Origin of the sequence: Streptomyces sp. NPDC053474 (genome assembly GCF_044544845.1) — a bacterium.
Taxonomy (GTDB): Bacteria; Actinomycetota; Actinomycetes; order Streptomycetales; family Streptomycetaceae; genus Streptomyces.
Genome location: NZ_JBITXV010000013.1, coordinates 226,118 through 250,758, shown reverse-complemented (window position 1 = coordinate 250,758; position 24,641 = coordinate 226,118). Strand labels below are relative to the sequence as shown.

General features: G+C 73.6%; 21 protein-coding genes. 10 read left to right on the top strand and 11 right to left on the bottom strand.

The window, feature by feature from the left end:
• The first annotated feature begins 174 nt into the window (after positions 1-174).
• Both ACIG3E_RS29390 and ACIG3E_RS29385 read left to right on the top strand, forming a co-directional pair.
• The gene (locus tag ACIG3E_RS29390) at positions 175-975 is read left to right on the top strand and encodes a helix-turn-helix domain-containing protein (RefSeq protein WP_399622486.1); all 801 of its coding nucleotides are present in this window, start codon (positions 175-177) and stop codon (positions 973-975) included.
• 156 nt (positions 976-1,131) lie between these two features.
• Complete coding sequence (locus tag ACIG3E_RS29385; protein WP_399622484.1) at positions 1,132-2,496, top strand: FAD-dependent oxidoreductase; 1,365 nt, start codon at positions 1,132-1,134, stop codon at positions 2,494-2,496.
• A 58-nt stretch (positions 2,497-2,554) separates the two neighbouring features.
• Here ACIG3E_RS29385 and ACIG3E_RS29380 read toward each other — a convergent pair whose 3' ends face one another.
• Complete coding sequence (locus ACIG3E_RS29380; protein ID WP_399622482.1) at positions 2,555-3,577, bottom strand: YncE family protein; 1,023 nt, start codon at positions 3,575-3,577, stop codon at positions 2,555-2,557.
• Between the two features lie 320 nt (positions 3,578-3,897).
• Between ACIG3E_RS29380 and ACIG3E_RS29375 the strand changes: the two genes are divergently transcribed.
• Positions 3,898-4,494 carry an EF-hand domain-containing protein gene (locus tag ACIG3E_RS29375; protein WP_399622480.1) on the top strand — a complete coding sequence of 199 codons (597 nt, stop codon included), beginning with the start codon at positions 3,898-3,900 and terminating at the stop codon, positions 4,492-4,494.
• Here ACIG3E_RS29375 and ACIG3E_RS29370 read toward each other — a convergent pair.
• From ACIG3E_RS29370 to ACIG3E_RS29350, 5 genes are all read right to left on the bottom strand, one after another.
• The gene (locus ACIG3E_RS29370; RefSeq protein ID WP_399622478.1) at positions 4,473-5,546 is read right to left on the bottom strand and encodes a hypothetical protein; all 1,074 of its coding nucleotides are present in this window, start codon (positions 5,544-5,546) and stop codon (positions 4,473-4,475) included. The genes ACIG3E_RS29375 and ACIG3E_RS29370 overlap by 22 nt on opposite strands.
• Positions 5,547-6,024: 478 nt before the next feature.
• Positions 6,025-8,781, bottom strand: a complete 2,757-nt coding sequence (locus ACIG3E_RS29365) for an ABC transporter substrate-binding protein (RefSeq protein ID WP_399622477.1) — start codon at positions 8,779-8,781, stop codon at positions 6,025-6,027.
• A 147-nt stretch (positions 8,782-8,928) separates the two neighbouring features.
• Entirely contained in the window at positions 8,929-9,474 is a 546-nt protein-coding gene (locus tag ACIG3E_RS29360) for a YceI family protein (protein ID WP_399622475.1), read from the bottom strand.
• Positions 9,475-9,578: 104 nt separating this feature from the next.
• A complete protein-coding gene (locus tag ACIG3E_RS29355) occupies positions 9,579-10,250 on the bottom strand; it encodes a molybdopterin-dependent oxidoreductase (RefSeq protein WP_399622473.1) in 672 nt (223 codons plus the stop codon).
• Positions 10,251-10,452: 202 nt separating this feature from the next.
• Entirely contained in the window at positions 10,453-10,647 is a 195-nt protein-coding gene (locus tag ACIG3E_RS29350; protein WP_399622570.1) for a hypothetical protein, read from the bottom strand.
• Between the two features lie 212 nt (positions 10,648-10,859).
• On the opposite strand from ACIG3E_RS29350, the gene ACIG3E_RS29345 reads away from it, so the two are divergent.
• Positions 10,860-11,462 carry a hypothetical protein gene (locus ACIG3E_RS29345; protein WP_399622471.1) on the top strand — a complete coding sequence of 201 codons (603 nt, stop codon included), beginning with the start codon at positions 10,860-10,862 and terminating at the stop codon, positions 11,460-11,462.
• A 36-nt stretch (positions 11,463-11,498) separates the two neighbouring features.
• On the opposite strand, the gene ACIG3E_RS29340 is transcribed toward ACIG3E_RS29345, so the two are convergent.
• Positions 11,499-11,660 carry an FCD domain-containing protein gene (locus tag ACIG3E_RS29340; RefSeq protein WP_399622568.1) on the bottom strand — a complete coding sequence of 54 codons (162 nt, stop codon included), beginning with the start codon at positions 11,658-11,660 and terminating at the stop codon, positions 11,499-11,501.
• Positions 11,661-11,674: 14 nt separating this feature from the next.
• On the opposite strand from ACIG3E_RS29340, the gene ACIG3E_RS29335 reads away from it, so the two are divergent.
• The 3 genes from ACIG3E_RS29335 (at position 11,675) to ACIG3E_RS29325 (ending at position 15,313) form a co-directional block, all read left to right on the top strand.
• On the top strand, positions 11,675-12,355 hold the full coding sequence (locus tag ACIG3E_RS29335) for a TRAP transporter large permease subunit (protein ID WP_399622469.1): 681 nt from the start codon (positions 11,675-11,677) through the stop codon (positions 12,353-12,355).
• Positions 12,356-12,438: 83 nt separating this feature from the next.
• On the top strand, positions 12,439-13,284 hold the full coding sequence (locus ACIG3E_RS29330; RefSeq protein WP_399622467.1) for an aminoglycoside 6-adenylyltransferase: 846 nt from the start codon (positions 12,439-12,441) through the stop codon (positions 13,282-13,284).
• Between the two features lie 178 nt (positions 13,285-13,462).
• A complete protein-coding gene (locus ACIG3E_RS29325; protein WP_399622465.1) occupies positions 13,463-15,313 on the top strand; it encodes a serine/threonine-protein kinase in 1,851 nt (616 codons plus the stop codon).
• A gap of 21 nt (positions 15,314-15,334) precedes the next feature.
• Here ACIG3E_RS29325 and ACIG3E_RS29320 read toward each other — a convergent pair whose 3' ends face one another.
• On the bottom strand, positions 15,335-16,129 hold the full coding sequence (locus tag ACIG3E_RS29320; RefSeq protein ID WP_399622463.1) for a LysR substrate-binding domain-containing protein: 795 nt from the start codon (positions 16,127-16,129) through the stop codon (positions 15,335-15,337).
• Between the two features lie 105 nt (positions 16,130-16,234).
• Here ACIG3E_RS29320 and ACIG3E_RS29315 point away from each other — a divergent pair, with 105 nt between their 5' ends.
• The 3 genes from ACIG3E_RS29315 (at position 16,235) to ACIG3E_RS29305 (ending at position 19,021) form a co-directional block, all read left to right on the top strand.
• On the top strand, positions 16,235-16,624 hold the full coding sequence (locus ACIG3E_RS29315; RefSeq protein WP_399622461.1) for a DUF5997 family protein: 390 nt from the start codon (positions 16,235-16,237) through the stop codon (positions 16,622-16,624).
• 152 nt (positions 16,625-16,776) lie between these two features.
• Positions 16,777-17,604, top strand: a complete 828-nt coding sequence (locus ACIG3E_RS29310; RefSeq protein WP_399622459.1) for a pentapeptide repeat-containing protein — start codon at positions 16,777-16,779, stop codon at positions 17,602-17,604.
• A gap of 184 nt (positions 17,605-17,788) precedes the next feature.
• Positions 17,789-19,021, top strand: coding sequence for a cytochrome P450 (locus ACIG3E_RS29305; RefSeq protein WP_399622457.1), 1,233 nt, complete (start codon positions 17,789-17,791; stop codon positions 19,019-19,021).
• 73 nt (positions 19,022-19,094) lie between these two features.
• Here ACIG3E_RS29305 and fabD read toward each other — a convergent pair whose 3' ends face one another.
• Genes fabD through ACIG3E_RS29290 form a run of 3 tightly spaced genes read right to left on the bottom strand, consistent with a single transcriptional unit; the run spans position 19,095 to position 24,623 of the window.
• Complete coding sequence (fabD, locus tag ACIG3E_RS29300) at positions 19,095-21,011, bottom strand: ACP S-malonyltransferase (protein WP_399622455.1); 1,917 nt, start codon at positions 21,009-21,011, stop codon at positions 19,095-19,097.
• A gap of 4 nt (positions 21,012-21,015) precedes the next feature.
• Positions 21,016-23,370 (bottom strand): enoyl-CoA hydratase/isomerase, encoded by a 2,355-nt coding sequence (locus tag ACIG3E_RS29295; protein WP_399622453.1) that lies wholly within the window; start codon positions 23,368-23,370, stop codon positions 21,016-21,018.
• Positions 23,358-24,623 carry a hydroxymethylglutaryl-CoA synthase family protein gene (locus ACIG3E_RS29290; protein WP_399622451.1) on the bottom strand — a complete coding sequence of 422 codons (1,266 nt, stop codon included), beginning with the start codon at positions 24,621-24,623 and terminating at the stop codon, positions 23,358-23,360. Before ACIG3E_RS29290 ends, ACIG3E_RS29295 begins: the two co-directional genes overlap by 13 nt.
• Positions 24,624-24,641: the final 18 nt, after the last annotated feature.

Genomic DNA, 24,641 nt, shown 5'->3' with positions numbered 1-24,641 from the left:
GCCCACCCTGGCCGCCGGACGGCGCCCAAGGCCGGAACTCCATAGTGCCGGAACCCCAGCGTTCCGGTGCGGGCCGCGCCATGCGATCCTGCCACCAGCGCCGAAGGGGCCCCGAGGCGCACGCCGTGCCGGAAAACCCCTGATCAACCCCACCTTCTTTGCGAGATCTTTACCATGACCAACGCCCGCCGCGAGGACCTCGGCCGCATGCTCCGCACCTGGCGCAGGGCACGCGGTCCCGCGCCGGCGCTCGGCTCCCTGCCCGCGCGCGGGCATCGCACCTATCTCACCCAGCTCGACATGGCGCTGCGGCTCGGCGTCTCCGAGCGCTGGTACCGGGCGCTGGAGAAGGGCGAGGACCGCCGGTACAGCCGCGAGATGATCGCCGGGGTCTGCCGGATCCTCGACCTCGCCCCGCGGCAGGCCGCCGCCCTCCACCGGGGCACCGGACACGAGCCCCCGGAGCCCGACCGCGGCCGCGGCCTCGATCCGGCGCTCGTCCAGCTCATGCGCCAGCAGCGGTACGTCAGCTACCTCTGCGACCAGGCGTGGGACGTGATCGAGGCCAACGTGGTCGCCGCCCGGCACTGCCCCTGGCTCGCCCGCCCCGGCGCCAACGTCATGACCTGGGCGTTCTCCCCCGAGGCCCGCTATCAGCTCCGCGACTGGGAGGACCGCTGGGCCGCCTCCCTGCTCACCCGGCTCCGCCTGGCCTGGCAGCGCCGACCGGATGACGCACGCCTCGACGAGGTCGTCCGCGAGGTGCGGGCGCAGCCGGGCGTCGCGGCCCTCTGGGACTCCCCCGCGTCCGCCGCCCCGGAACCGCTTCCGGGCGACGACATACGCCCGATGTTCTTCCCGCTGGTCGCCCCCGACCCGGTCGAGGTGCGGGTCCTGGCCTGCGGCCCGTACGACGACGTGACGGTCCGTTGGCATCTGGTGATGCCGGTGGACTCGACGCTCGTGTTCCCGTGAGCACGCGGCGCGGCCGGGAACTCGGGCCCAGCACCTCCCGCGCGCACGCGGCGCGGGGGCCGTGTGCGCGTTAACCGACCCCGCCTGCTAGGTTAGGGTCCCCTTAGTTTACGGTTGCCGTCGAGTCAGTCGTCACCGCTCGAAGGGAACCTGAGCATGCACCGCCCCCTGCGGGTAGCCATCGTCGGAGCCGGACCCGCTGGGATCTACGCCGCCGACGCGCTGCTGAAGTCCGACGTGGCCGCCGAGCCCGGCGTGTCCATCGACCTCTTCGAGCGGATGCCCGCCCCGTTCGGCCTGATCCGCTACGGCGTGGCCCCCGACCACCCGCGGATCAAGGGCATCGTCACGGCCCTGCACCAGGTGCTCGACAAGCCGCAGATCCGTCTCTTCGGCAACGTCGACTACCCGCGCGACATCAGCCTGGACGACCTGCGCGCCTTCTACGACGCGATCGTCTTCTCGACCGGCGCCACGGCCGACCGCGCCCTCGACATACCGGGCATCCAGCTCGACGGCTCGTACGGCGCGGCGGACTTCGTCTCCTGGTACGACGGTCACCCGGACGTCCCGCGGACCTGGCCGCTCGACGCGGAGAAGGTCGCCGTCCTCGGCGTCGGCAACGTCGCCCTCGACGTGGCGCGCGTACTGGCCAAGACGGCGGAGGAGCTGCTGCCCACGGAGATCCCGCCGAACGTCCACGAGGGACTCAAGGCCAACAAGGCCCGGGAGATCCACGTGTTCGGCCGTCGCGGCCCCGCGCAGGCCAAGTTCAGCCCGATGGAGCTGCGGGAGCTGGACCACTCCCCCACCATCGAGGTCATCGTGGACCCCGAGGACATCGACTACGACGACGGCTCCATCGCGACCCGCCGCGGCAACAAGCAGGCCGACATGGTCGCCAAGACCCTGGAGAACTGGGCGATCCGCGACGTCGGCGACCGTCCGCACAAGCTCTTCCTGCACTTCTTCGAGTCGCCCTGCGAGATCCTCGGCGAGGACGGCAAGGTCGTCGGCCTGCGCACCGAGCGCACCGAGCTGGACGGCACCGGCAACGTCAAGGGCACCGGCACCTTCAAGGACTGGGACGTCACCGCGGTCTACCGCGCCGTGGGCTATCTGTCCGACGCGCTGCCCAAGCTCCCCTGGGACGTCGAGTCCGGCACGGTGCCGGACGCCGGTGGCCGCGTGATCGAGGAGTCCGGGGAGCACCTGACGTCGACGTACGTCACGGGCTGGATCCGCCGCGGGCCCGTCGGCCTCATCGGTCACACCAAGGGCGACGCCAACGAGACGGTCGCCAACCTCCTGGACGACCACGCGCACGGCCGTCTGCCGGAGCCCGCCTCGCCCGCGCCGGAGGCCGTGGACGCCTTCCTCACCGAGCGGAACGTCCGCTTCACGACGTGGGAGGGCTGGTACCGCCTCGACGCCGCCGAGAAGGCGCTCGGCGAGCCGCAGGGCCGGGAGCGCGTGAAGATCGTCGAGCGCGAGGACATGCTCCGGGAGAGCGGGGCCTGACGCCACACCGCACCGCTCCGACCGGCCGTCGCTCCCCCGCGACGGCCGGTCGCGCGCTTCAGGGGTGGGCGGGCAGCAGGACCGAGGAGTCCGGCTCCCGTTGGGTGCCGAAGCCGCCGACGACGGCGAGCCGGTCCAGGTCGACGACCGCGACGCGGTCGGTGTCCAGCAGGGACACGTACGCCAGCGGCTCGGTGGGGTGGAGTGACACGGCCGCCGGCGTGCCGTCGAGGTGGAGCGAGCGGATCGGCCGCAGGTCGGTGCTCCAGACGGTCAGGGTCTTGGCGGCGATGTCCGTCGCCAACAGCCGTTCCTCGTCGAGGGTGTAGACCCGCAGCGGGTCCCCGCCCGTCTTCCGGCTGTGTCGCACCTCCATGGTGTGCGCGTCGACGGCGACCAGGGCGGAGCTCTTGCGGGCCCCGACGAACAGCGTCTTCTCGTCCCGGCTCAGACAGCTGCTCTCGGGCAGTTGGCCGGGCGTCACCAGGAGCGGCGCCGCGGCGGCGTCGTGCGGGCGCACGAGGCTCACCGTGTGCGACAACAGGCCGGTGACATAGGCCCGTTCGCCGTCGCGGCTGAGCGTGAACAGATGCGTCTTCACCCCGTGCGTGGGCACCGCCCTGGACGGCGCCTCGTCGGTGGCCGGGTCGTCGAAGCCCAGCAGGACCGCCTTCTCCTCGCTGAGGGCGTACAGCCGGTCGTCACGGTCGATCCCCATGCCGTGGACGCGGCGGAACGGCCGTGTGTCGATGGTCCGCGCCAGCGTCCGCTTCGCGAGGTCGATGACGAAGACCGCGGCGCCGCCCTCGCCCACGGTGGAGGCCATGCGGACGCCGTAGTGCCCGACGTAGGCGAACCGTCCGCGCGCGTCGACGACCATCTCGTGCGGGTAGTCGGGCAGGTGGACCGTCCCCAGCCGCCGCCCCGACCCGACGTCGTAGAAGCCGACCGCGTGGCTGCTCTTCTCCACCACCACGAGCGTGTCACCCTCCGCCGCCCGGGAAGCACCCCAGGCCGGAGTGGCCGCCCCGCTCGCCCACACCCCCGCGCCCGCCGCCTTGATCACCGTACGACGCGTCACCACAGACCCTCACCCCGATCGCTCGACACCCGTCATGGCGCGGACGCGAGGCCACGGCCCGCACCCGCGCGCCCGAGCCTGGTGGACGAGGGACGGGGCGTCCAGCTCCCCGACAGCCCCAGGAGTCACACGCGGCGGGGGCATCGAGGAGATGTAGTCGCCGTCCAGGGGTTGAGCGAGTGACTCACCCCGGCGGAGCCCTGTGGCGCCGGGTGCAGGGCACTCGTATTTACCCGATTAATGCTGAACGCGCGGCTTTCTCTGCTTCTTGGGTATCTTCACGGCTCCGAAGTCATGGCGAGCAGCCGGGAGGCAGCACGATGTCCAGCCCAGGGTCCGACTCACGGCAGCACCGCATCTTCGCCACGCTGGACGTGGACGGCGACGGCGCTATCACCCGTGCGGAATACCTCGGGCGGGTCGACCGCGTGGCCGCCGCCGCGGGCCGTTCCGCCGAGCACCCGGTCGTCGCCGCCTCGCGAGCCGCCCATGAGGCCGTGTTCGCCGACATGGACGGTGACGGCGACGGCCGCGTGACCTTCGACGAATACCGCTCGTGGGTGGGGCACGACGCCTTCGAGCGCTCCTGCCGCCCCGCCCTGGGCTCCCTGTTCGACATCGCCGACGCGGACGGGCATCTGAACCGCCAGGAGTTCACCCGCCCGCGCACGGCCGCGGGCAACGCCGAGAGCGGTGTCGACGCGGCCTTCGACGCCCTCGACACCGACCGCGACGGGCTGGTCGAACGCGGGGCCTACCTGGCGGGCATCCACGACTTCGTCACCCACGGAAGCTCCCCCCATGGCGGCGGCGTACGGCGGCCCGCGACCGGTGCCCGGAACCCGCCTCTGAGCCGGTACGTCCACCAGGACCCCGGGCGCCGCGTGGGCGCGGGCTACCACGTCACGATGACGTAGCCCCCGCCCCCCGTGCCGCCCGAGGTGCCCTGGGAGCCCGCGGCGCCGGAGCTGCCGCCGGTCTCGTCGCGGGCGCTGTCCTCTCCGGGGCCACCGGCGCCACCCGTGCCGCCGGTGCCGCCCGTCCCGCCGTCGCCCCCGGTCCCGGTTCCGGCGGGCGGGGTCACGTCGACGGTCGGCGGGGCCCCGCCGGTGCCGCCGGCGCCTCCCTCGCCGCCCCGGCCTCCGGAAGCCCGCCGTCCGCCGTTGTTCCCCGATCCCGAAGCGCCGCCCCTGCCCGCGTCGCCAGGGGTGCCGCCGGTGCCGTCCTTCCCGGGATTGCCGGGGGACGCCGTCTGCTGCACCTCGGTGGAGGCGAAGCACGGCAGCAGGACTTCGCCGCCATCGGCACCGCCACCCGGGTCCCCGACCGCTCCGGGCTGTCCCGCCGCGCCACCGGCGCCGCCGCTCTGACCGACCTTCCCGTTCTCCCCGCCCCCGCCGCCGCCTCCACCGCCGCCGCCCTTGCCGCCGCCCGCGGGGTGGCCGCCCCGGGCCGTGATGTCGGCGAAGAAGTCGTCGGGCTCGGGGGCCGTGGGGTCCGGCTCCACGGGGTCGGGGAGGGTGGGGAAGCCGAACTCGTCGAGGTCAGGGAGACGCAGGACCGGGGACGACACCCTGGTCGTGTCATAGATGCCGCCACCACCTCCCGACACACCCCCGTCCGCACCCGTCCCGCCGCGGGAGCCGGAGCCGCCACTGGAGAAGAGGCTGCCCTCCGACCCCCCGCCCCCGCCGCTGCCTCCGCCACCGCCCTGGCCGCCCTCGGCGACGGCGGTGCCGACCGTCACGTCGAAGGTGGTGCCCGGCTTGACGGGCAGCGTGCACACGGTCACGGCGCCGCTGCCTCCTCCGCCGCCGCCCGAGCCGCCGCTGCCGCCCGCCCCGCCCGCGCCGCTGCCGCCGTACATCGGCGAGGTCGACAGAGCCGTCTTCTCCCCGCCGCCGCCTCCGCCCGATCCGCCGCCCCCGGGGCCCCCGGCTCCCCACAGGTGGAACGTCACCTTGGTCACGCCGTCCGGCACCGTGAACTGCTGGGACTCCAGCTGCCCCTTGGCCCGAACTCGGCCCGCCCGGGCACCGGCTCCGGCGCCCCGGCGCCCGCCGCCGGGCCCGCCCCCGCACCGGCCACCGCTCCCACGACCGCCATCACCACAGCACACGCCAGCCGCCCGCGGCGGGGGCACGGCTCCACAGAAGTACGCATACACACAGAGCCCCATAGGGCGGGCCCGTCCGCCACCCCACCTATTCCGGTCGGCGGTACCCCACGGACCACGGCCTGGCGCGCTCCTCGGCATACTGGGCCGGGCGCGACCTCATCGGTCGGGCTTGCGGCGTACTGGACCGGGCCATCGGGGGCACTCGCACACCATGAAGATTCTCTTTCTCCTCGCACTGGTCGGCATCGCCATCACCCTGTGGTCCATGCGGTCGAGCAAGCGCAAGCGGCAGTGAACGCTACGCCGGAGCCGTCCGCCCGGACGCCGGTCAGGCCGCGGGGCAGGCGAAGCGCTCGCCCCACGTCTTGGCGTTGACGCTCTTCGTCATGGCGCCGCAGACCGCCTTCGCCCGGCCGTCGCCGCTCATCACGAACACCAGCTTGTCGGGGGTGAAGCGGCCGCCGCCCGCCGCGCCGGAGGCGTCGACGCGGCCGGTGGCGCCGTTGAAGCCGCCGCCGCCCAGGCCTTGGTAGAGCACGGACTGCACCTGGTCGGCGCCGAGCCGGTCCTCGTTGCCGCCGAGGGTGGCACGGGCCTCGTCCACGGCCTCGGACAGATAGCGCAGGGCGTCCCAGGCGAGCACGGGGTGGCCGTCCGCGCGCATGGCCCCGCCCCACTGGTGGCGGCGGTTCACCCGGTCGTAGGCCTGGAGGAACTCCTGGGCCTCGATGGCCGAACGGCCCGCGGCGCGCCGGAGTTCGGGGGCGCTGCCGTGCGCGACGTAGTACAGGGTCAGACCGGGGAAGCGGCGCCGCGGGGGCTCGCCCTGGAGCAGGGAGTTGGTGACGTCGTCGCCGCCGAGGACGGTCAGGCGCGGGCACTCGCCGCTCAGGCGGTTCATCTCGTCGAGGAAGGCCGTGAACTCGTTCGCCCGCGCCGTCCACACGAGCGCCGTGCGCGGCTCCTTCACGACGGCCCCGCACACCTGCCGGGCGAGGTCGGGGGCGCTGGTGGCGAGCGAGCCGCGGACGGCGTTCGCCACGCGGGGGCCGCCGGTGTCGTCCTGCGGGGTGTGCTCCCACACGGTCGTCGGGGTCCGGCCAGCGGACTTCAGGAACTCCCTGGCCAGGTCGTTGCTGTACACGTCGGTGGGGTCGGCGACCAGCTCGATCCGCCGGGCGGTGCGCGACCCGTCGGCCACCGTCCTCGCCTGCCGCGTGAAGGCGGCCATGACCTGGGCGAGGCGGGCGTTGGTGGGGGCCAGCTGGAAGTAGTAGGGGCGGCCGGTGCGCAGCAGCTCCGCGGCGGTGCCGGAGGTGCCGACCATGGGCAGGCCCGCCTGGTTGAGCACCTTGATGGCGTCCAGGGTGCCGGGCCTGCTCTGCCCGAAGCCGACGACGCCCACGACGGCCGGGTCGCGCCGGGCGAGCTGCGCGATCTGCTGGGCCACCTTCTCGGCGTCCTGGAAGCGGTCCCCCGCGTTGGCGGTCAGGACGCGCAGGGGTACGCGGTCGTGGCTGGCCCGCGCGAGCTGGTTGATCCGGGCCTGGGCGAGGGCGAGGCCGCGCAGCTCGGGCAGGGTGCCCCCGCGCACCGGGTCCTGGGCTCCCCGGCCGCCGCTGAGCGGGCCGAGGTAGACGACCGTGCGGGGCCGGGCGCCGCCGCCCGCGGCCTCCTTGTCCCGGGCGGCCGCGTCGAGCTGGCTGTTCTGCGCCTCGATCATCCGCAGGGCGTCGCGTACGCCCTGGTCGTCCTTGCTGCTCCCGAAGCCCTTGGCGCCCTCCGCCACGCCGACGCAGGTGCCGTCGGTGCCCAGGAAGGTCTTTCCCGCGCAGGCGTCCCGCTCCCCCCGGTCGAGGGGCCGCCAGGCGAAGAGCCCGGCCAGGACGACGAGGGCGAGCGCCAGGCTCCCCACGGTGCCCACCACTTCGGTGCCCGGCGAGAAGCGCTGGGCGGGCGGCACGAGCCGGGGCTGGTGCCGCAGCCAGTACGCGGCCCGCTCGTCCGGCGGCGCGTCCTGCGCGGGGGCGGGCACGGTCATCCCGCTCGGCCGCTCCGGTCGCATCCCGCTCTCCACGATCAGGTCGAGTTCGGCGCCCGCGTGGGCCAGGTCGGACGGCTCGATGTCCGGGACGCGCGCGGCGAGCGAGCGGACGCCGGCCGCCACCACGAACACCGACGTGGTGCCGAGGTCCGCCGACGCCGTGCGCAGCTCCCGCACGAAGCGCTGGGTGCGCGAGTCCGCCGGGCCCAGCTCCTCGAAGAGCACCACGAACCGTGTCGTACGGCGGCGCCGCCAGGGGTTGAACCGGCGCGGCCGCGCGGCCGCGTCCAGGTCGGCGAGGAGCGCGTGCATCAGGACGCGGTCGACCTGCTCGGGGTCGGGGGCGTCCGGGGCGTCGTGGTCGTGGGGTACGAGGTCGAGTGCGGAGCGGAAGAAGTCCGTGGGCGGGGAGCCGTGCTGCTGCCGGTACCACTGGGCGTACCAGCGGCGGTTGCGGCCGTGGCCGAGGATCCGGCGGGTGGCGCGCAGGCCGAACAGGGCGCAGGGCAGCTGCTGGAAGAGGGGGCCCGAGAAGAAGTTCCACAGCAGCTCGATGAAGCCGGCGCCGCTCGTCTGGTCCCCGCCGCCGAGGCGCCACAGCGCGGCGGACAGCGGTGACCACTGGCGGTGGTCGGCGTAGCAGTGGTCGCGCAGGGCGTGGTGGCGCCGCTCCACGGGCCCCTCGAAGCGGGGGGCGCTCAGGACGGCGTGCAGGAGCCGGTATCCGGGCAGCTTCAGGCGTCCCGCGCCGGGCGGCATGGAGTCCGTCAGCTGCTGGGTGATCTGCTCGAACAGCTCCAGGTGCGGCGCGTCGTGGCCGTCCGGGGCCGGGGGGACGCAGGCGTGCGGCGCCAGCATCACGTTGTCCCCGCGCAGCCGCGCCCGCAGCCCGGTCACGATCCGCCGCCCCGCGAAGCCGCCGCCGGGCTCGGTGAGCAGCACGGCGGGAAGGCGGCTGCGGCTGCGCCGCGGCTGCACCACCAGCTTGTCGAAGGCGCCGACGAAGCGGTCCATGCCTGCGTACGGTGGTATGCGGTCCATCGATCCCCCACTGACACGCCGCCCACTGCTGCGGCCCCCGTGTGGCCAGCACGTGTCAATGATAGGTCAACGCCCTGATCCAGAGGGGTAGTTGAGCATGACGGACACCGCCGGGGAGGCGATGAGCGCGGGAGGCTGCCGTGCGCGTCAGGACCTGCGGACCGCCGTCACGTCGAACTCCAGGGTCACCTTCGGGCCGACCATGAGGGCGGTCATGCCGTTCCAGTTCACGCCCCAGTCGCGGCGGTCGATGGTGGCGCCGCCCGTGAAGCCGAGCCGGACGCCGCCGTCGGGGGCGGTGGCGGCGTCGGCCAGGGCGATGTCCAGGGTGACCGGCGCGGTCACGTCCCGGATGGTCAGCTCCCCGGCGACCTTGTAGCGGGTGCCGTCGACCTGCCGTACGTGGACCGAGGTGAAGGTGAGGGCCGGGTGGTTGTCCGCGTCCAGGAACTTGCCGCGCAGCAGGTCGTCGCGCTGCTTGTTGCGGGTCTGGATGCTGGCCGCGCCGATCGTGAGGCGGACGCTGGACCGCTCCGGACGGTCCCCGTCCAGGAGGGCGCCGCCCTCGAACTCGGCGAACTCCCCGCGCACCCGGGTGGACATCGTGTGCCGGGCGACGAACCGGATCCGGGTGTGCGCGGTGTCGAAGGCGTAGTCGCCGGTCAGCTCGCTGAGGTCCGTGATGGTGGGCATGGTGGTCACTCCTGGGCAGGCGAGAGGTGGTTGGTCCCAGGAGTACGACGAGGCAGCCCGGCGGAATGTGAGGTCGCGGCTTCGCCGTCCGCCGGGCGGCTCCCTCAGCGCGGCCGGGTGCGGCTGCCTCGGGCGCTCAGCGCGCGGATCGGTCCGATCAGCCCGCGGTAGACGGGGCGTACGACCCGGCCGGGAAGGCGGCGGTGGCGTTCCTCCTGCCAGACCCTCCCTCGGGGGTGCGCCGCGATGGGCGACCACCGGTCGGGGTCCGGCGGCGCGGAGGTGTGGAATTCCATGCGGCAGAGGTGCTTGGTGCTGACGAAGCCGTACTGGCTGGGACTGACGAGGCGCAGCGGAGCACCGTGGTCGCCGTCGAGCGGCCGCCCGTCGAGGCGGTCGGCGATGAGCACGTCCTCGGCCAGGGCGTCTTCGAGCAGCGCGACCGACCGGTAGCCGTCGAGGCCTTCGAAGACGACGTGACTGATCACGGCGTCCGGCGCGAGCAGCGGCACGACGTGGGCGCGGTAGACGGTCTCGAACGGGACTCCCTCCCACAGCAGGCCGGTGGCCGACCACCCGGCGACGCAGTGGAAGTCGGCTCCCAGCTCGCGCCGCGGCAGCTCGGCGAGGTCGCCCAGGGTCAGGCTCGCGCCCTTGGCCAGGGCTCCCCCGATCGCGATCGCCGGTTCCGCGGGCACGGGCGGCGGCGGGTGATGGAGGTGCGTACCGAAGCGCGGGAATCCGTCGACGGCACGTTGGCCTGGGGGAAGCGTCATGTCGGTCCTCCACTGAGCGCGTGTCACGTGGGGTCGCCTGAGAGGTGCGGCTACGTGTACGGATCGCTGGCCACAGTCTTCCCTTCGCGGTCGAGCGCGTCGATGGTGCGGACGCGGACTCGCCGCGCGGCTTTACCGCGCGCGGGTGGCGGAGGAGGTGAGACGGCGAGGGAGGGGAAGCGTCACTTCCGGCGCCTGGGGCTCAGAGGCCCAGGTCCGCGGCGAGGCAGTTGAAGGTCTTCCAGGAGCCTTCGGGGTTGTAGTCGTGCCGGGCCGGGTCGTCCGGTGTCGCGGTCTCTACCTCGACCATGTCCTCGAAGCGGATGCGCTCGGGCAGCTTGCCGAAGCGCTCCTGCCGGGCGGCGGCGGCACTGTCGATGGCGTTCTGGCCTTCCATGGTCGAACTCCGTTCGGTCACGTCCACCAGTGTGTGGCCTGACCCTCCCACGCCGCCTGTCACCGGTCAAGGGGGTGACTCATGGCGGGGCGCGCCTCCGGAAGCGCGCCCCGCCCCACCCCGGGGTTCGACCCGCACCATAGAGTGGCCGGTCGGCCGTGGCCCAGTGGGCCGCGGTCCGTTGTCACGGATTTCTCAGCCAGGAGTTCTTCTTGTCCCTCCGTACAGGCGTCCCGTCGTACGCCCCCTCCGCCAGGCCGTCCCTCGTGGTGGCCGCTCTCGCCGTCACGGCCTCGCTGATGGCCGGAGCTCCGGCCCACGCGGGGGACGGCGGCGGGGCGCGGGCCGCCGCCCCGCTCGCGGCCCCCGTGTCCGCCCCCGCGCGGACCGTGGTCACCGAGGGGCAGGTGAAGGAGGCGGGGCCCGGCGGCAGCCTGCTGTACCCGAGCGTCACGAGCTGTCTGACCCTCACGGTCCAGCTGCGGTCGGGCGGCGCGGTGGGCGCGCACGCGAGCCTCTTCCAGGTGCCGGGCGAACTGCGCTCGGACCAGATCCTGGACCGGATCAAGGCGGTGGCGGGCGGCCGCGCGGTGGCCTCCGTGGACGTGCGGGGCGCGGTCGGCGCCTGGCACCCGGGCTACTTCACCAAGGCCATCGAGAGCTACGGCGAGGGCGAGGAGGTGCCCGTGCCCACCGGGCAGGACGCCGCCGGAATCGCGGCCGCCGTGGCGCGGGGGCTCGGCGTACCGACGGACCGCGTCACGGTCACGGACGTACCCGACGGCGACCAGCTCGTCGAAGTCCCCCGGATCTGAGCGACGGCACCCGCGCCCTTGGGTCCTGACCGGTCGTCAGGCCGTCTCCACCGCCTGGCGGTCGGTCAGGGCGCGGGCCTTCGCGTTCTCGATGTGCCGCCGCATCCGCTTCGCCGCGCCCTCCGCGTCCCCCGCCGCCATCGCCTCGTGGACGGCCCTGTGCTCGCGCGCCGGTGACTCGGCCTCGGACGCACCCAGTTCCGTGGGCGGCGATGCGCGGGTGGAAGCGCTCGTCGGCGGCCCAGCTTGACCAGCTCGCGCTCGGTGAAGAGCGGGGCGACGCGGTAACCCTTGAGCGCCTCGCGCCGTACGAGGCCCATGTGTTCCAGGCGGGCCTGCTCGTCAGCGAACTGCTCACCCGCACCGGCCTCAGGCAGCGGATGATCGACATCCTCAGCTCGCTGCTCGGCCGCCGCCGGGGCGGCTCCGCGTACGCGGCGACCGTCGCCTCCAGCCTGGGAGACGGCCGCGCTCGTCCTCTCCGGGAACGCCGGTGTCGGCGCGGCCTTCCCCTTCAGCGGCGCGTTCTTCGCGCTGCTCGCCGCGCCGACGGTGCTCTGCCCGTCCTGGCCTCCGTGGCCGTACCCGTGCTCCTGACGTCGGGCCCCGTCAGTGACCGGGCGACGGACCGGCTCGGCGGGCCCGACACCACGGACGCGGTGCCGCTGCTCGTGTGGCTGCCGGTCCGTAGCCCGGCTCCTCGTGGAGCGCCGGACACTGCCGCACGGCGGCGCGGCCTGGTGGCGGCTGCTCGGCGACGTCGGCCCGCAGCTCGGCCTCGGCGCGGAGCTCACCCCGTACCTGGAGGACCTGCGGGACGGGCCCCCCACCTGGTGCCGACGTACGTGTGTGGCGTCCTCATCGCGACGGGCGCCCTGTGGATCCCGGGCTGAGTGCCCCTTCCTCCACTCGTGCGTCCACTCGTCCGTCCGGGAGGGGGGCCGGGCCGCCGACGGCGACGCAGTAACGTGACAGCATGATCGTTGCATCCGGGGACGACAGGATCGTCGAGCGGGTACGGGAGTGGGCGCGGGGCCGGGAGGACGTCCGGGCCGTGCTGCGGACGGGCTCGCGGGCGCGGCGCGACGGGACGGTGGACGCCTTCTCCGACCACGACATCGAGCTGTACACCACCGACCCCGACCGCTACGAAGGCGGCGCATGGGTCGAGGAGTTGGGACCGGTCGTGGTGCGGGTCGGCCTCGAAGGGCCGTGGGACAACCCGGCGCTGCTCGTGCTCTTCGAGGGGGACGTCAAGGTCGACTTCCAGGTGGTGCCGGTCGGCCTGCTCGCGACGATGGCCGCGGACGGCCTCGACGACCTGCACGAGCGCGGCTACGAGGTGCTGTGGGATCCCGACGGCGCCGCCGCCCGCCTGCCCGCCCCCACGGGCGAGGTGGCGGCGGAGCTCCCCGACGCCGAGGAGTTCGCGGAGCTCTGCGCGGAGTTCTGGTTCGAGATGGCGCATCTGCCGCGCTGTCTCGCCCGGGGCGAGCTGTGGGTGGCCAAGTCCCGTGACTGGACCACCAAGGAACTCCTGCAGAGCGTCATCGAGTGGCACGCCCTGACCCGCGAGGGCACCGACCACGACGTCTGGTACGGCGGCACCCGCATGCGGCAGTGGGCCGCACCGGAGGTGTGGGAGCGCCTGCCCGACATCTTCGGCGGCTTCCCCGCGGCCGACGCCCTGCGCGCCGCCCGCGCGACCGCCGACCTCTTCGCCCGCCTGGCCAAGGAGGTGGCCGAGACCCACGGCTTCCCCTACCCCCACAAGGCCGAAGAGACCATCCGCCCGACCCTGGAGACTCTCCCCCGGGGCTAGGCGCGGCCGGTGCCCCTGCGCCGCCTGCCCGTTGCTGCTGTGCGGCAGGCCCACGGGACGCCTGAGAGGCGCTCAGGAACGGTCTCTACCGTGCAACTTCGGTCATGGGCTGCGGGAAGTCGCCAGTGGCTGGATGATGACCCAGCGAGTATCAGGGGGCGCGTTCCGGGGGGTCGCGATGGTTGAGGGCGGGCAGCCATTCGGTGACAGGTTCCAGCTGATCGAGGAGCTGGGGCGGGGTGGCATGGGAGTGGTGTGGCGGGCCGTCGACACGCTCCTCGGGCGCGAGGTCGCCGTGAAGCACGTGCGCGGGCCCGGGCAGGGGGCCACGCCCCTGGACACCAAGGCCACCGCGCGGCTGCTGCGCGAGGCCCGCGCGGCCGCGAAGCTCAATCACCCGGGCGCCGTCACCGTGTACGACGTGGTGCGCTCCGGCGCCGAGGTCGTCATCGTCATGGAACTCGTCCGCGGGACCACCCTGGCCGCGCTCGTGGCCCGCGAGGGCCCGCTGCCGCCCGCCCGGGCGGCGTCGATCGGGGCGCAGCTGGCCGAGGTCCTCGGCGCCGCCCACGCGCTCGGCGTGATCCACCGCGACGTGAAGCCGGAGAACGTGATGCTCCTCGCGGGCGGCCGCGTCAAGCTGGCCGACTTCGGGATCGCCCGGCTCTCCAGCGAGGTCACCACCACGACGAGCGTCTTCGGCACCCCGGCCTACATGGCGCCCGAGCAGATCCGCGGGACGCCCGTGCCCGCCACGGACCTGTGGGCCCTCGGTGTCACCCTCTTCCACGCGGTGGAGGGCGTGTCGCCCTTCGCCCGGCCCGCCGCGGTGGAGTCCATCGCGGCGGTGCTCTCCGACCCGGCGCCGAGGCCCCGGCGCGCCGGGTCCGCCCTCACGGCCGTCCTGGACTCCCTGCTGGCCAAGAACCCGGAGGACCGGCCGCACGTCGCACAGGCCGCCGCGGAGCTGCGGCAGATCGCGGAGGGCCGCGCCACCACCTTGCTGGCCGCCCCGACGGCGCCCCGGCGTCCGGCACCCGTGGCGAGCGTCTCGCCCGTGCCCGCGCCCCTGCCGACACCGCCGCGGATGCCGCCGTGGCGGCCCGCGCGGCCCGCCTCCCTCGCGTACCCCGTCCTGCCGGGGCTCCTCGGCCTCGGCACGGTCGGCCTGTGGGTCCTGTCCTGGTTCCAGCTCGACGGGCACGCCGTGCTCACCGGGCCGGGCCTCCTGGTGTTCCGTACGCGCCCCTTCGAGACGTGGTGGATCGACGCGGGCCACACCCCCGACGCCTCCGGCCCCGCGTCCCCCTGGGCCACCATCGCGGCCGGTGAGCCCTTCGGGGACGACGGGGTGCTCAACGCCCTGTTGGTCCTCACCCACCTCCCCTTCCTTGCGCTGCTCGTCGGCTCCTGGGCGAGTCTCGTCTCGACGCGGCGGCGCGCCTGGGCCGGGCTCCTGGCAGGCAGTAGCATCCTCGCTCTGACCAGCGGCTTCGTCATCAACGGCGTGCACAGGCACTTCGACGCGCCCGGCCACGACGTCTGGCTCAACAGCGGGCCCTACCTCCTGGCGGGGGCCGTCGGCCTGCTCGCCGCCGCGCACCTGGCGCGGCACGGCGGACGGCGGGCGCCTTCCCTCGACCGGCGCCGCCTGATTCCGGTGGCGGCCGGTGCCGTCACGGGGGCCGTCGCCGCGGGCATCGCCGTGCCGGGGCCGATGAGCGGTGCGGCGGCCGTGGTGGGCACCCTCGCCGTGCTGCTCTGGGCGGGCCTCGTGCTGCCGCACCGCCTCGCCTCGTCGGTGCTCGGCGGCTGGGCGCTGGCGCTGGCCGTACCGCTGGTCCTCGGGATCACCCTCGCCACCCACCCGGATCCCACCGCGTCCGCCGCGCCCGTCGCCACCTGGCGCCTGGTCGTCCTCGCCACGGCGGTGGCGGCGGTGGGCTGCTGGGCCCTGGTCCGCTCCCACCAGGCGCGGGAGGCGGAGGCGGCCCACGCCGCCGCGTTCCTGCGGAACCAGCCCTGGTGACGGGCGGCTTCGCCCAGGCCGCTACGGCCTGCGGCGCGGCTTGCCGCCCTTGGCGCCCTTCGGGCCTCCGGAGCCGCGGCGCGCGTTCTTGGCGGACGGCTTGCCCGCCGCCTTGCCCGAGCCCCGGCCGCTCCCCTTGCCCCCGGCCTGCTGCCGTCGCGGGCCGCCCTTCTCCGGGCGCTTCTCCTTGGGCTCGGCGTCGGCTCGGCGGCCCCGGGTGCTGTTGACGGTGCGGCCGCGGACGATGCCGATGAAGTCGTCCACCATGTCCGTCGTGGCCTCCTGCGGCCACGACAGCGCCACGCGAGACGTGGGGACGTCCGTGACCGTGCGGTACGTGAGGTCCTTGCGGTGGTGCAGTCGCGCCAGGGACTGGGGGACGACCAGCAGGCCGACGCCCGCCGCCACGAGCTCGATCGCGTCGGCGGTCGTGGCGGGGCGCTCGATGGCGGGGCGCCCCGGCGGGTGCTCCCAGTCCAGGGTGTCGTCCAGCGGGTGCAGCACCAGTTCGTCGTCGAGGTCCGCCGCGGCCACCTCGTCGGCCGCCGCGAAGAGGTGGTCCTTGGGGACCACGACCACCGTCGTCTCCTCGTAGAGGGGGATCGCGCTGAGGTCCTCGCCGTCGACCGGGAGCCGTACGAACCCCGCGTCGGCCTCGCCTGCGCGCAGGACCCCGCAGGCCTCCGGCGCGGTCACCTGGAGGAGGGTCAGGGGGATGTCGGGCAGCCGCTCGTTCCAGATGCGCACCCACTTCGAGGGCGTCACCCCGGGGACGTAGGCGAGCCGGAACGCGGGAGAGTCTTCCGAGCCTGTCACCTCGCCAGACTACCGGGCGTAGTCAGTGGCCGACGCACCGGCGGGCGCCGCCGCCGCGGGCCCGCCGTGGTCAGCGGTCGCGCATTCGCTCGATACCCTTGTCCCATGACGTCGCACCACTCCACCCAGACCATGAAGCCCGCCACCGCGGCGAAGAAGCTGGGTGTGTACCTCGAAGCCACCCCCGCCGAGTTCCGGGAGGGCGTGGTCTCGCGGACCGAGCTCAACGCGCTGCAGGCCGACCCGCCCCAGTGGCTGCGCGACCTGCGCGCCAACGGCCCGCACCCCCGCCCCGTCGTCGCGGCGAAGCTGGGCGTCTCCGTGTCGGGCCTCGCCCGTGGCGGCGTCACGGAGGCCCTCACCACGGAGCAGATCGACGCGCTGAAGGAGGAGCGCCCCGAGTGGCTGGAGCGCGAGCGCGCCACGCAGGCCGAGGTCCGCAAGGAGGCGGCCCGCCTGAAGGCCAAGAAGGCGGAGCAGGCCGACAAGGACTGACCTCGGGGCCGGGGCGCCTTAGCGCCCCCGTCCGGCCGTCCGTTCCCTCCGCGCGCACTCCGGGGCCGCGTCCCGTCACCGTCCGCGTACGAGGGACAATGGAGGCGTACGACCGCCGTACGCCGCCGCCCACCGCATCAGGAGCCACCGCCTTGTCCGAGCGCACCTCGCACGCCGCCCAGACCGACCTGCAGGCCGACTGCGGGAACTGCTTCGGTCTGTGCTGCGTGGCGCTGCCCTTCTCGCGCTCGTCGGACTTCCCGGTGAACAAGTCCGCCGGTACCCCCTGCGGGAACCTCCAGGAGGACTTCCGCTGCGGCATCCACGAGCGGCTGCGCGACAAGGGCTACAACGGCTGCACGGTCTTCGACTGCTTCGGCGCGGGCCAGAAGGTCTCCCAGGTCACCTTCAAGGGCGTCAGCTGGCGCGAAGAGCCGGACTCGGCCCGCGCGATGTACGAGGTCTTCCCCGTCGTCCGGCAGCTCCAGGAGCTCCTGAAGTACACCGCGCAGGCCCTCGACCTGCCCGCGGCCCGGCCCGTCCACCGCGACCTGCGGCGCGCGTACGAGCGGATCGACGCGCTCACCCGGGACACCGTCGAGACCCTGATGGCCGTCGACGTGGACGCCCTGCGGGGCGAGGTGAACCCACTGCTCCTGCGCGCCAGCGAACTGGCCCGGGCGGCGGTCCCGGGGCGCAAGAAGAACCACCGGGGCGCCAACCTCATGGGCTCGCGGCTGCGCGGCGCGAAGCTGCGCGGCGCCAGCCTGCGCGGCGCCCTGCTCATCGCGGCCGACCTGTCCGACGCCGATCTGCGCGAGGCCGACCTGATCGGCGCGGACATGCGCGACACGAACCTGTGCGGGGCGGACCTGCGCGGCGCCCTGTTCCTCACCCAGCCCCAGCTCAACGCCGCGCGGGGCGACGCCCGGACGAAGGTCCCCCACCCGCTGGAGCGCCCCGCCCACTGGGCGGCCTAGTCCCCGGCAGGCCCCGCCGGGTACTCTCCTGCTCTCTTCCCTGTCACGTGCCGCCGGTCCTCCCGGCGGCACTACTGTGACCTGCGAACTCTCATCCAACCGGGGCCGAGGGCCAAGGCGGTGCATCCCATGCGGATCCCCGCCGGGGGGTCCCTCACGCCGGTGCCACCACAAGGAGCACGAGATGACCGGGGGCGTTCTCCCTCAGGAACAGATACCGCTGTTCAACCCCTTCGCCGAGGGGTTCACCGACAACCCCTACTCGCAGTACGCGACGCTCCGCGAAGTCGCCCCCGTCTATCCGCACCCTTTGGGGTTCTGGGTGGTCACCCGGTACGAGGACGTGTTCGGCCTGCTGCGCTCGGGCGCGTCGGTCGAACTGCGTAACGTGAACTCCGGCGCGCTGGAGAACCTGCGGCAGAAGGACGAGTCGCGCAAGACGCCGCTCATCGACGGCTTCTCGATGATCGACCGGGACGCCCCGGACCACACCCGGCTGCGGCGCCTGGTGCAGAAGGCGTTCACGCCGAGGTCGATCCAGGCGCTCGCGCCGCGCATCGGCGAGCTCGTCGACGGCATGCTCGACCGGATCGCCGAGGAGGGCGGCGCCGACCTGGTGCCCGCGCTCGCGTCGCCGCTGCCGTTCACGGTGATCGCGGACATGCTGGGCGCCCCGCCCACCGACCACGAGCGGATCCGGGAGCTGAGCGGCACGATCGTGCGCTCCCTTGAGCCCGTCGCCGACCCGGCCGTGATGCAGGAGATCGAGAACGCGGACGCGGAACTGGCCGTCCTCACCGCCGAGATGATCGACTGGAAGCGGCGCAACCCCGCCGACGACCTCATGACGGCCCTGATCGAGGCCGAGGAGGACGGCGACAAGCTCAGCGACGACGAACTGGTCGCGCAGATCCAGCTGCTGTACATCGCGGGCCACGAGACGACCGTGAACCTGCTGGCCAACGGCACCCTCGCGCTCCTTCGCCACCCCGAGCAGCTCGCCGCCCTGCGCGCGGACGCCGACCTGATGCCAGGCGCCGTCGACGAACTGCTGCGCTACGACAGCCCGTTGCAGTCGAGCCGGCGCATCACCCTGGAGCCGACCGTGCTCAGCGGCGTCGAGATCCCCGCGGGCGCGATGGTGGTCGCCGCTCTCGCCTCCGCCAACCGCGACGCGGCGCGCTGGGGCGAGGACGCGGACACGCTGCGCCTGGACCGCGAGGGCGCCCGCGCCCACCTGGCGTTCGGCTCCGGCTCGCACCACTGCCTCGGCGCGGCCCTGGCGCGCCTGGAGGCGAGCATCACCTTCGAGCGGATGCTGAAGCGGTTCCCGGACCTGTCCCTGGCCGGTGACGTGTCCTGGAACGGCCGCATCAACGTGCGCGGCGTGGCCTCGCTGCCCGTGTCGGTCGGCTGACCCGCACTCCCCGCCCGAAAAGGCGTCAGGGGGCCCACCGCGCGGCGGTGGGCCCCCTGTGCCATGCCTTGGGTCAGACCAGGGCGGGCGCCGTCCTGGTGACGTCCTCCAGGCCCTCGCGCAGCCTCCGCATCGACGCCGCGTTGTTGCCGAACTGGTTGATGGCGAACGCGCCCCGGTAGTCGGGGCCGTAGCCGTGCTTGAGGAAGTTGACGAAGGAGCCGCTGGCGCTCAGGTCGACGAAGTAGTGGCGCGCCGGGTCGCGGAACGCGGTGGCCATCAGCTCGTCGAAGCGCACGCGCCCCCGGATCACGTCCCACGTGTAGTCGTCCCAGCCGGTCAGCGCCGCGCCGTCCAGCTCTCCTGCGTACGCGCACGAATAGACCGGCAGGTTCGGCGAGTTGACCGTGACCGCGCGGCCCAGGCTCCGGCACTCGTGCCGGACGTCGTCGAGGAGGCCGGAGTGGAAGCCGTGGCGCACCGGCAGCCGGACGGCGATCACCCCTTCCCCGTCGAGCGCGGCACGGGCCTCGGTGACGCGTTCGGCCGCGCCGCTGACGACGAAGTTGCCGGTGGTCTCGCCGGTGAAGTTGACGCCCGCCAGGGCGAGTCCGGCGAACAGGTCGCGCCGCCGCTGGTAGAGGGAGGGCGGGGCGAGGACGCTCAGCATGCCGCCGGGGCGGCAGCGCGCCTGAAGGAGGTGGGCCTGCTTCATCACGAGGTCGAGGCCGTCCTCGAAGGACATCGCCCCGGCGACGGTGGCCGCGACGTACTCGCCGAGGCTGTGGCCGAGGACCGCGTCGGGGCTGAAGCCCTCCGCGCGCAGGGCCTCGGTGAGGCTCCAGCCGATGCTGTAGAGCGCCGCGTGCGTGAGCAGGATGTCGTCGAAGTCCTGGCCGCGCCGGGAGGGGTCGTACAGGGCCGTCACGAGGGACGTGCCCTGGGCCGCCTCGTACAGCGCGCCGCACCGGTCCATGGCGTCGCGGAACGCCGGGTGGGTGTCGTACAGCTCCTGCCCCATGCGGTAGTACTGCGTGCCCTGGCCGCCGTACAGGAAGACGACCTCGGGCCGCCGCAGCGGCCGGTGGGGGGCGGGGGCGGCCGCGGGCCGCGGGGCCGCGGCTTCCTCGAAGGACAGCGGCTCCTCGCGGATCTTGCCGGTGAGCTTGGTCAGGACGGTGCCGGGGCCGATCTCCCGGAAGTCGTCGTGGCCGCGCGCCAGCAGCCAGGAGACGGACTCGTACCACCGCACGGGGCTCGATATCTGCCGCACGAGGAGGTCGGCGTAGCCGGTCGTGGGGTACGGCCGCGCCGTGCAGTTGGCGATCACGGGGATGCGCAGCGGGCGGAAGTCGACCCCCGACAGATGGCGGGCGAACTCCTCCTGGACGTCGGCCATGCAGCGCGAGTGGAAGGCCGCGCTCACGTTGAGGGGGATGAACCGCGCGCCCGCCTCGGTGTAGGCCTCGCGGACGTCCGGGGCGTGGACCTCGTCGTAGGTGCCGGAGAGGATGCACTGCTGCCGGGAGTTGATGTTGGCGATGTCGATGCCGGAGTACGGCAGTGCCGCCAGGATCTCCGCGACGCGTTCCTGGTCGAGGTTGACGACGGCGGCCATCGCGCCCTTGGGGGCCCGGCTCATCAGCTCGCCGCGCCTGCGCACGAGGTCGAGGCCGGTCGTGAAGTCGAAGGCGCCCGCGGCGAACAGGGCGCTGTACTCGCCCAGGCTGTGCCCGGCGACGACGGCGGGCGGGGCGCCGCCGGAGTCGACGTGGTCGAGGTACTGCAGGGCGCTGACCGCGTAGAGGGCGGGCTGGGTGTACTCGGTGCGGTTGAGGACCCGGTCGGGGTCGTCGACGCACAGGTCGCGCAGGGAGTAGCCGAGCAGCCGGTCCGCCCGGGCCACGAGGTCGGGGTACTTCTCGAACAGCTCCTCGCCCATGCCCTTGCGCTGGGAGCCCTGCCCGGGGAATACGTACACGGAAGTCATGTGATCACTCAGCCGTCGCGAGAGGTGCCGGTCCGCCGGGGGCGGTGGGGGGCGTGGGTGGTGTGCTGTCGTTGGCCAGGGCGCCGTAGGTGGCCAGGCGCTCGGTGAGCAGGGCCGCGGTCTCCCGCAGCAGCCGCTCGGCGATGACGTCGACCCTGCGGCCGCGCCACGGTTCGAGGTCGGTGCCGCGCACCCAGGTGTTGAAGGCGCCGAGCGCGGGGCCGCAGTGGATCTGGTAGTCGACGCGCTGGTCGGCGCCGCGCAGCGCCAGGCGCGTGGAGTGGACGAAGTACCAGCGGAAGACGTGGGCCATCTTCTGCTTGGGGCTGCGCTCGACGTCCGCGAGGCGGGCGGGGAAGCGCCGCGCGAGGTACGTCCGGGTCTCCTCCCACACCTCGTCGAGCGAGCGCTTGAAGTACTTGGCCTCCAGGGTGGCCCGGGTGCGCGGATCGAGGTCGTCGAGGGAGTCGTGGCGTACGTAGAGCTCGTACAGCTTCTGGGCGCGGGCGGGGAAGAACGTGCTCTTCCTGACGGCCTGGACGCGGGCGCCGACCTCGAACATGTCACCGGCGGGCGCGTACTCGGTGTCGTGCACGCCGAGGCCCTGGAGCAGGTCCTTGACGGCGTCGCTGGTCCCGGCCTCCACGGTGCACTGGTTGATGGAGCCGGTCACGAGGAACTCGGCGCCCAGGGTCAGGGCCGCGAGGGCCGCGTCGGGGGTGCCGATGCCGCCCGCCGCGCCGACGCGCACGGCGGCCTCGCCGCTCTCCGTGGGGTAGCCCTCCTCGCGCGTCACGCGGTCGCGCAGGGCGCGCATGGCGGGCATCAGGACGTAGGCGTTGCCGCCGTCGGTGTGGCCCGCGGAGTCCGCCTCGACGCACAGGTCCTGGGCCAGCGGCAGGCGGGCGCCGAGCGCGGCCTGCTCGGGGGTGATGAGCCCGTCGTCGAGCAGGCGGCGCACCAGGGGTTCCGGGGCCGGGCGCAGGAAGTGCTCGGCGACCTCGGTGCGCGAGACCTTGGCGATGATGTGGTGGTCCTGCCGCAGCCGCCCCTCGGCGTCGGTGCCGAGGCCCGCGAGGCGGTAGTGGACCAGGGGCAGCGTGGGCCGCAGATAGGCGGACGCCTCGACGGAGCGCACGCCGTGGCGCAGATAGAGCTCGACGGTGCGGGCTTCGAGGTCCGGGTCGTCGGGGTTGTTGAGGAGGTTCATGCCGAAGGCTCGGCCGGGGTCCAGGCCCTTCTTGATGCGGGTGATCGCGTCCTCGACCTCGTCCAGGGGGAGGCCTCCGGTGCCGAAGAAGCCGAGCATGCCCGCGTTGCCGAGCGCGGTGACGAGGTCGACGGAGGCGATGCCCTTGTACATCGCTCCGGCCGCGTAGGCGTAGTCGACGCCGTGCGCCGCGCGGAAGTGCGGGCTGCCGAGGGCCCGGGGCGACAGGGCGGGCGGCGGCGTGGCGGGGTGCGGGTGCTGTGGTTCCACGGTGGTCTCGCTCGGGGACGGCTGCGGGCGGGGCGGAGGCAGGGGCGCGGGCCGGGCCGCCGGGGCCGTGCCGGGGTCCGGGTCCGGGTCCGGCGTCGAGGCGCTCTCCCAGGGGAAGACGCCTTCCTCGGCGTAGCGCCGGATGGCCCGTACGTTGTCGGGGTCGCCGAAGACCTGGCGGTTGGTGGCGAGCGCGACGTCCTTGGTGCGCTCGGTCAGCGGGGACAGCTCGCGCAGGTAGGCCTTGTAGCGCGCGACGCCCTTCTTCGACAGGCGTCCCAGGCGCTGGAGGTGGCGGCGCAGGAGCGCGTCGCTGGGCGTGCCGAGCGCGTCGACGAGCCCCCACTCGTGGGCCTGCCGGGCGTCGATGGTCTGGGTGGTGGCGGCGAGGTAGTGGGCGCGCTGGAAGCCGGTCCTGCGGATCAGATAGGGCAGCACGACGGCCGGGATCAGGCCGAAGAGCAGCTCGGAGAGGCTGAAGGTCGCGCTCTCGTCGGCGATCACCACGTCGCACGCGGCGACGAGGCCGACGCCGCCCGCGTTGGCCTTGCCGCGCACGTGCGCGACGGTGAGCACGTCGGCGTAGGCCATGCGCCGGAAGAGCTCGAACATCGGCTCCGGGTCGAAGGACGTGTCCCGGCCGGTGCGTGCCGCGTCGCTGATCACGCCGAAGTCGGCGCCGAAGCAGAAGACCTCGGGCAGGCCTTCGAGGACGACGACGGTGGTGTGCTCCGCTGCGGCGGCGCGCGTGAAGACGTCGTCGAGTTCGTGGACGAGCGTGGCGTTGATGGCGTTGCCCGCCTCGGGCCGGTGGATCCGGGCGAAGAGGACGCTGCCCTGTTCGCGGACGCGCAGGGTGGAGTAGGTCAGTCGATCCATGCGTACTCCCGGTGGAACTCCTTGATCGCGCGCAGGACGAGGCGCGGCGAGGAGCCGGCGCCGCGCGGCGCGGTCCTGGCGACGAAGTCCTGGTTCACGACGGTGTCGCGGGTGCCGACGCGGACGAAGGCGCTCTCGCGCAGGAGTTGGTCGTACTCGTCGAGGGAGAGCTGGTAGCGCCCGTCGAGGTGGTCCTCGATGCCCATGGCCCGCAGCCGCTCGGCGCCGTCGGGGGTGACGACGCCGCTGTAGAACTCCGAGCAGCAGCCGGATCCGTAGGAGAAGAGCCCGATGCGCCGCGGGTCGGGGTAGGAGCCCTTGCAGACGGTCCCGGCGAGGGAGAGGAAGACCGTCGCGCCCATGATGTTGCCGACGCGGCCGCAGTAGCTGAGGCCCGGCGCGACGCGGCGCTCGAAGTCCTCGGCGACCTCGGCGCCCTTGGCCCCCGCGACCTTGCGCATCATGGTGCGGTGGGCGCCTTTGACCATGCCGCCGAAGGGGGTGTGGAAGGCGAGGTACTGGAAGGTGTCGCGGTAGTTCGCGCCCTCCACCTTGGCCTCGTAGGCGCGGTAGGCCTGCTCGCAGCAGTCGAGATAGGACATCAGGGAGAGGTCGACGTCGCCCGCCTCGCTGTCGGGGGCGGGGCGGCAGGTGTCCATCACCTCGTAGCCGTAGGTGCCGCTGGCGCCGACGTCGAGCTGGAAGACGTGCGGCTCGGCGCTGACGAGCAGGGCGACCGCGCCCGCGCCGCCGCTGGGTTCGGCGTAGGCCCAGTCCTGCGCGGCCACGTCGTCGCCGTCCTCCAGGATGTAGCGCGAGATGTCCGTGGCGATGACCAGGGCCTTGGCGCCGGGGGACGTGCCCGAGAGGATGAAGTTGCAGGCCATCTGGAGCCCGGCGGTGCCCGCGTAGCAGGCCTGCTTGAGTTCGAACATGCGGCAGTTGCGGCTGAGGCCGAGCTGGTCGTGCAGATAGGTGCTCGCCGACTTGGAGAAGTCGAAGCCCGACTCGGTGCAGGTGATGAGGAGTTCGATGCTGTTCTTCTCCTCCTCGCTCATGCGGTCGAGGAGCGGCCGGGCCGCGTTGGCACCGAAGGTGACCGGGTCCTCGAAGGGCAGCGCGACCGTCTTCTCCTTCATCAGGAGGTTGTTCAGGCGCGCGAGGTCGAGCTCGCGGTGCCGCGCCAACTGCATGACGTCGAGCACGGCCGAGCCGCCGAACACGTTCATCGCTTCGATACCGACGCGGGACATGGGGTTGACTGTTCTGCT

Bases quoted from the DNA above. Each gene is read 5' to 3' on its own strand.
- ACIG3E_RS29390 (WP_399622486.1), top strand. From the start codon at position 175: ATGACCAACGCCCGCCGCGAGGACCTCGGCCGCATGCTCCGCACCTGG.
- ACIG3E_RS29385 (WP_399622484.1), top strand. From the start codon at position 1,132: ATGCACCGCCCCCTGCGGGTAGCCATCGTCGGAGCCGGACCCGCTGGG.
- ACIG3E_RS29375 (WP_399622480.1), top strand. From the start codon at position 3,898: ATGTCCAGCCCAGGGTCCGACTCACGGCAGCACCGCATCTTCGCCACG.
- ACIG3E_RS29365 (WP_399622477.1), bottom strand. From the start codon at position 8,781: ATGGACCGCATACCACCGTACGCAGGCATGGACCGCTTCGTCGGCGCC.
- ACIG3E_RS29360 (WP_399622475.1), bottom strand. From the start codon at position 9,474: ATGCCCACCATCACGGACCTCAGCGAGCTGACCGGCGACTACGCCTTC.
- ACIG3E_RS29355 (WP_399622473.1), bottom strand. From the start codon at position 10,250: ATGACGCTTCCCCCAGGCCAACGTGCCGTCGACGGATTCCCGCGCTTC.
- ACIG3E_RS29350 (WP_399622570.1), bottom strand. From the start codon at position 10,647: ATGGAAGGCCAGAACGCCATCGACAGTGCCGCCGCCGCCCGGCAGGAG.
- ACIG3E_RS29335 (WP_399622469.1), top strand. From the start codon at position 11,675: ATGCGCGGGTGGAAGCGCTCGTCGGCGGCCCAGCTTGACCAGCTCGCG.
- ACIG3E_RS29330 (WP_399622467.1), top strand. From the start codon at position 12,439: ATGATCGTTGCATCCGGGGACGACAGGATCGTCGAGCGGGTACGGGAG.
- ACIG3E_RS29325 (WP_399622465.1), top strand. From the start codon at position 13,463: ATGGTTGAGGGCGGGCAGCCATTCGGTGACAGGTTCCAGCTGATCGAG.
- ACIG3E_RS29315 (WP_399622461.1), top strand. From the start codon at position 16,235: ATGACGTCGCACCACTCCACCCAGACCATGAAGCCCGCCACCGCGGCG.
- ACIG3E_RS29305 (WP_399622457.1), top strand. From the start codon at position 17,789: ATGACCGGGGGCGTTCTCCCTCAGGAACAGATACCGCTGTTCAACCCC.
- fabD (WP_399622455.1), bottom strand. From the start codon at position 21,011: ATGACTTCCGTGTACGTATTCCCCGGGCAGGGCTCCCAGCGCAAGGGC.
- ACIG3E_RS29295 (WP_399622453.1), bottom strand. From the start codon at position 23,370: ATGGATCGACTGACCTACTCCACCCTGCGCGTCCGCGAACAGGGCAGC.
- ACIG3E_RS29290 (WP_399622451.1), bottom strand. From the start codon at position 24,623: ATGTCCCGCGTCGGTATCGAAGCGATGAACGTGTTCGGCGGCTCGGCC.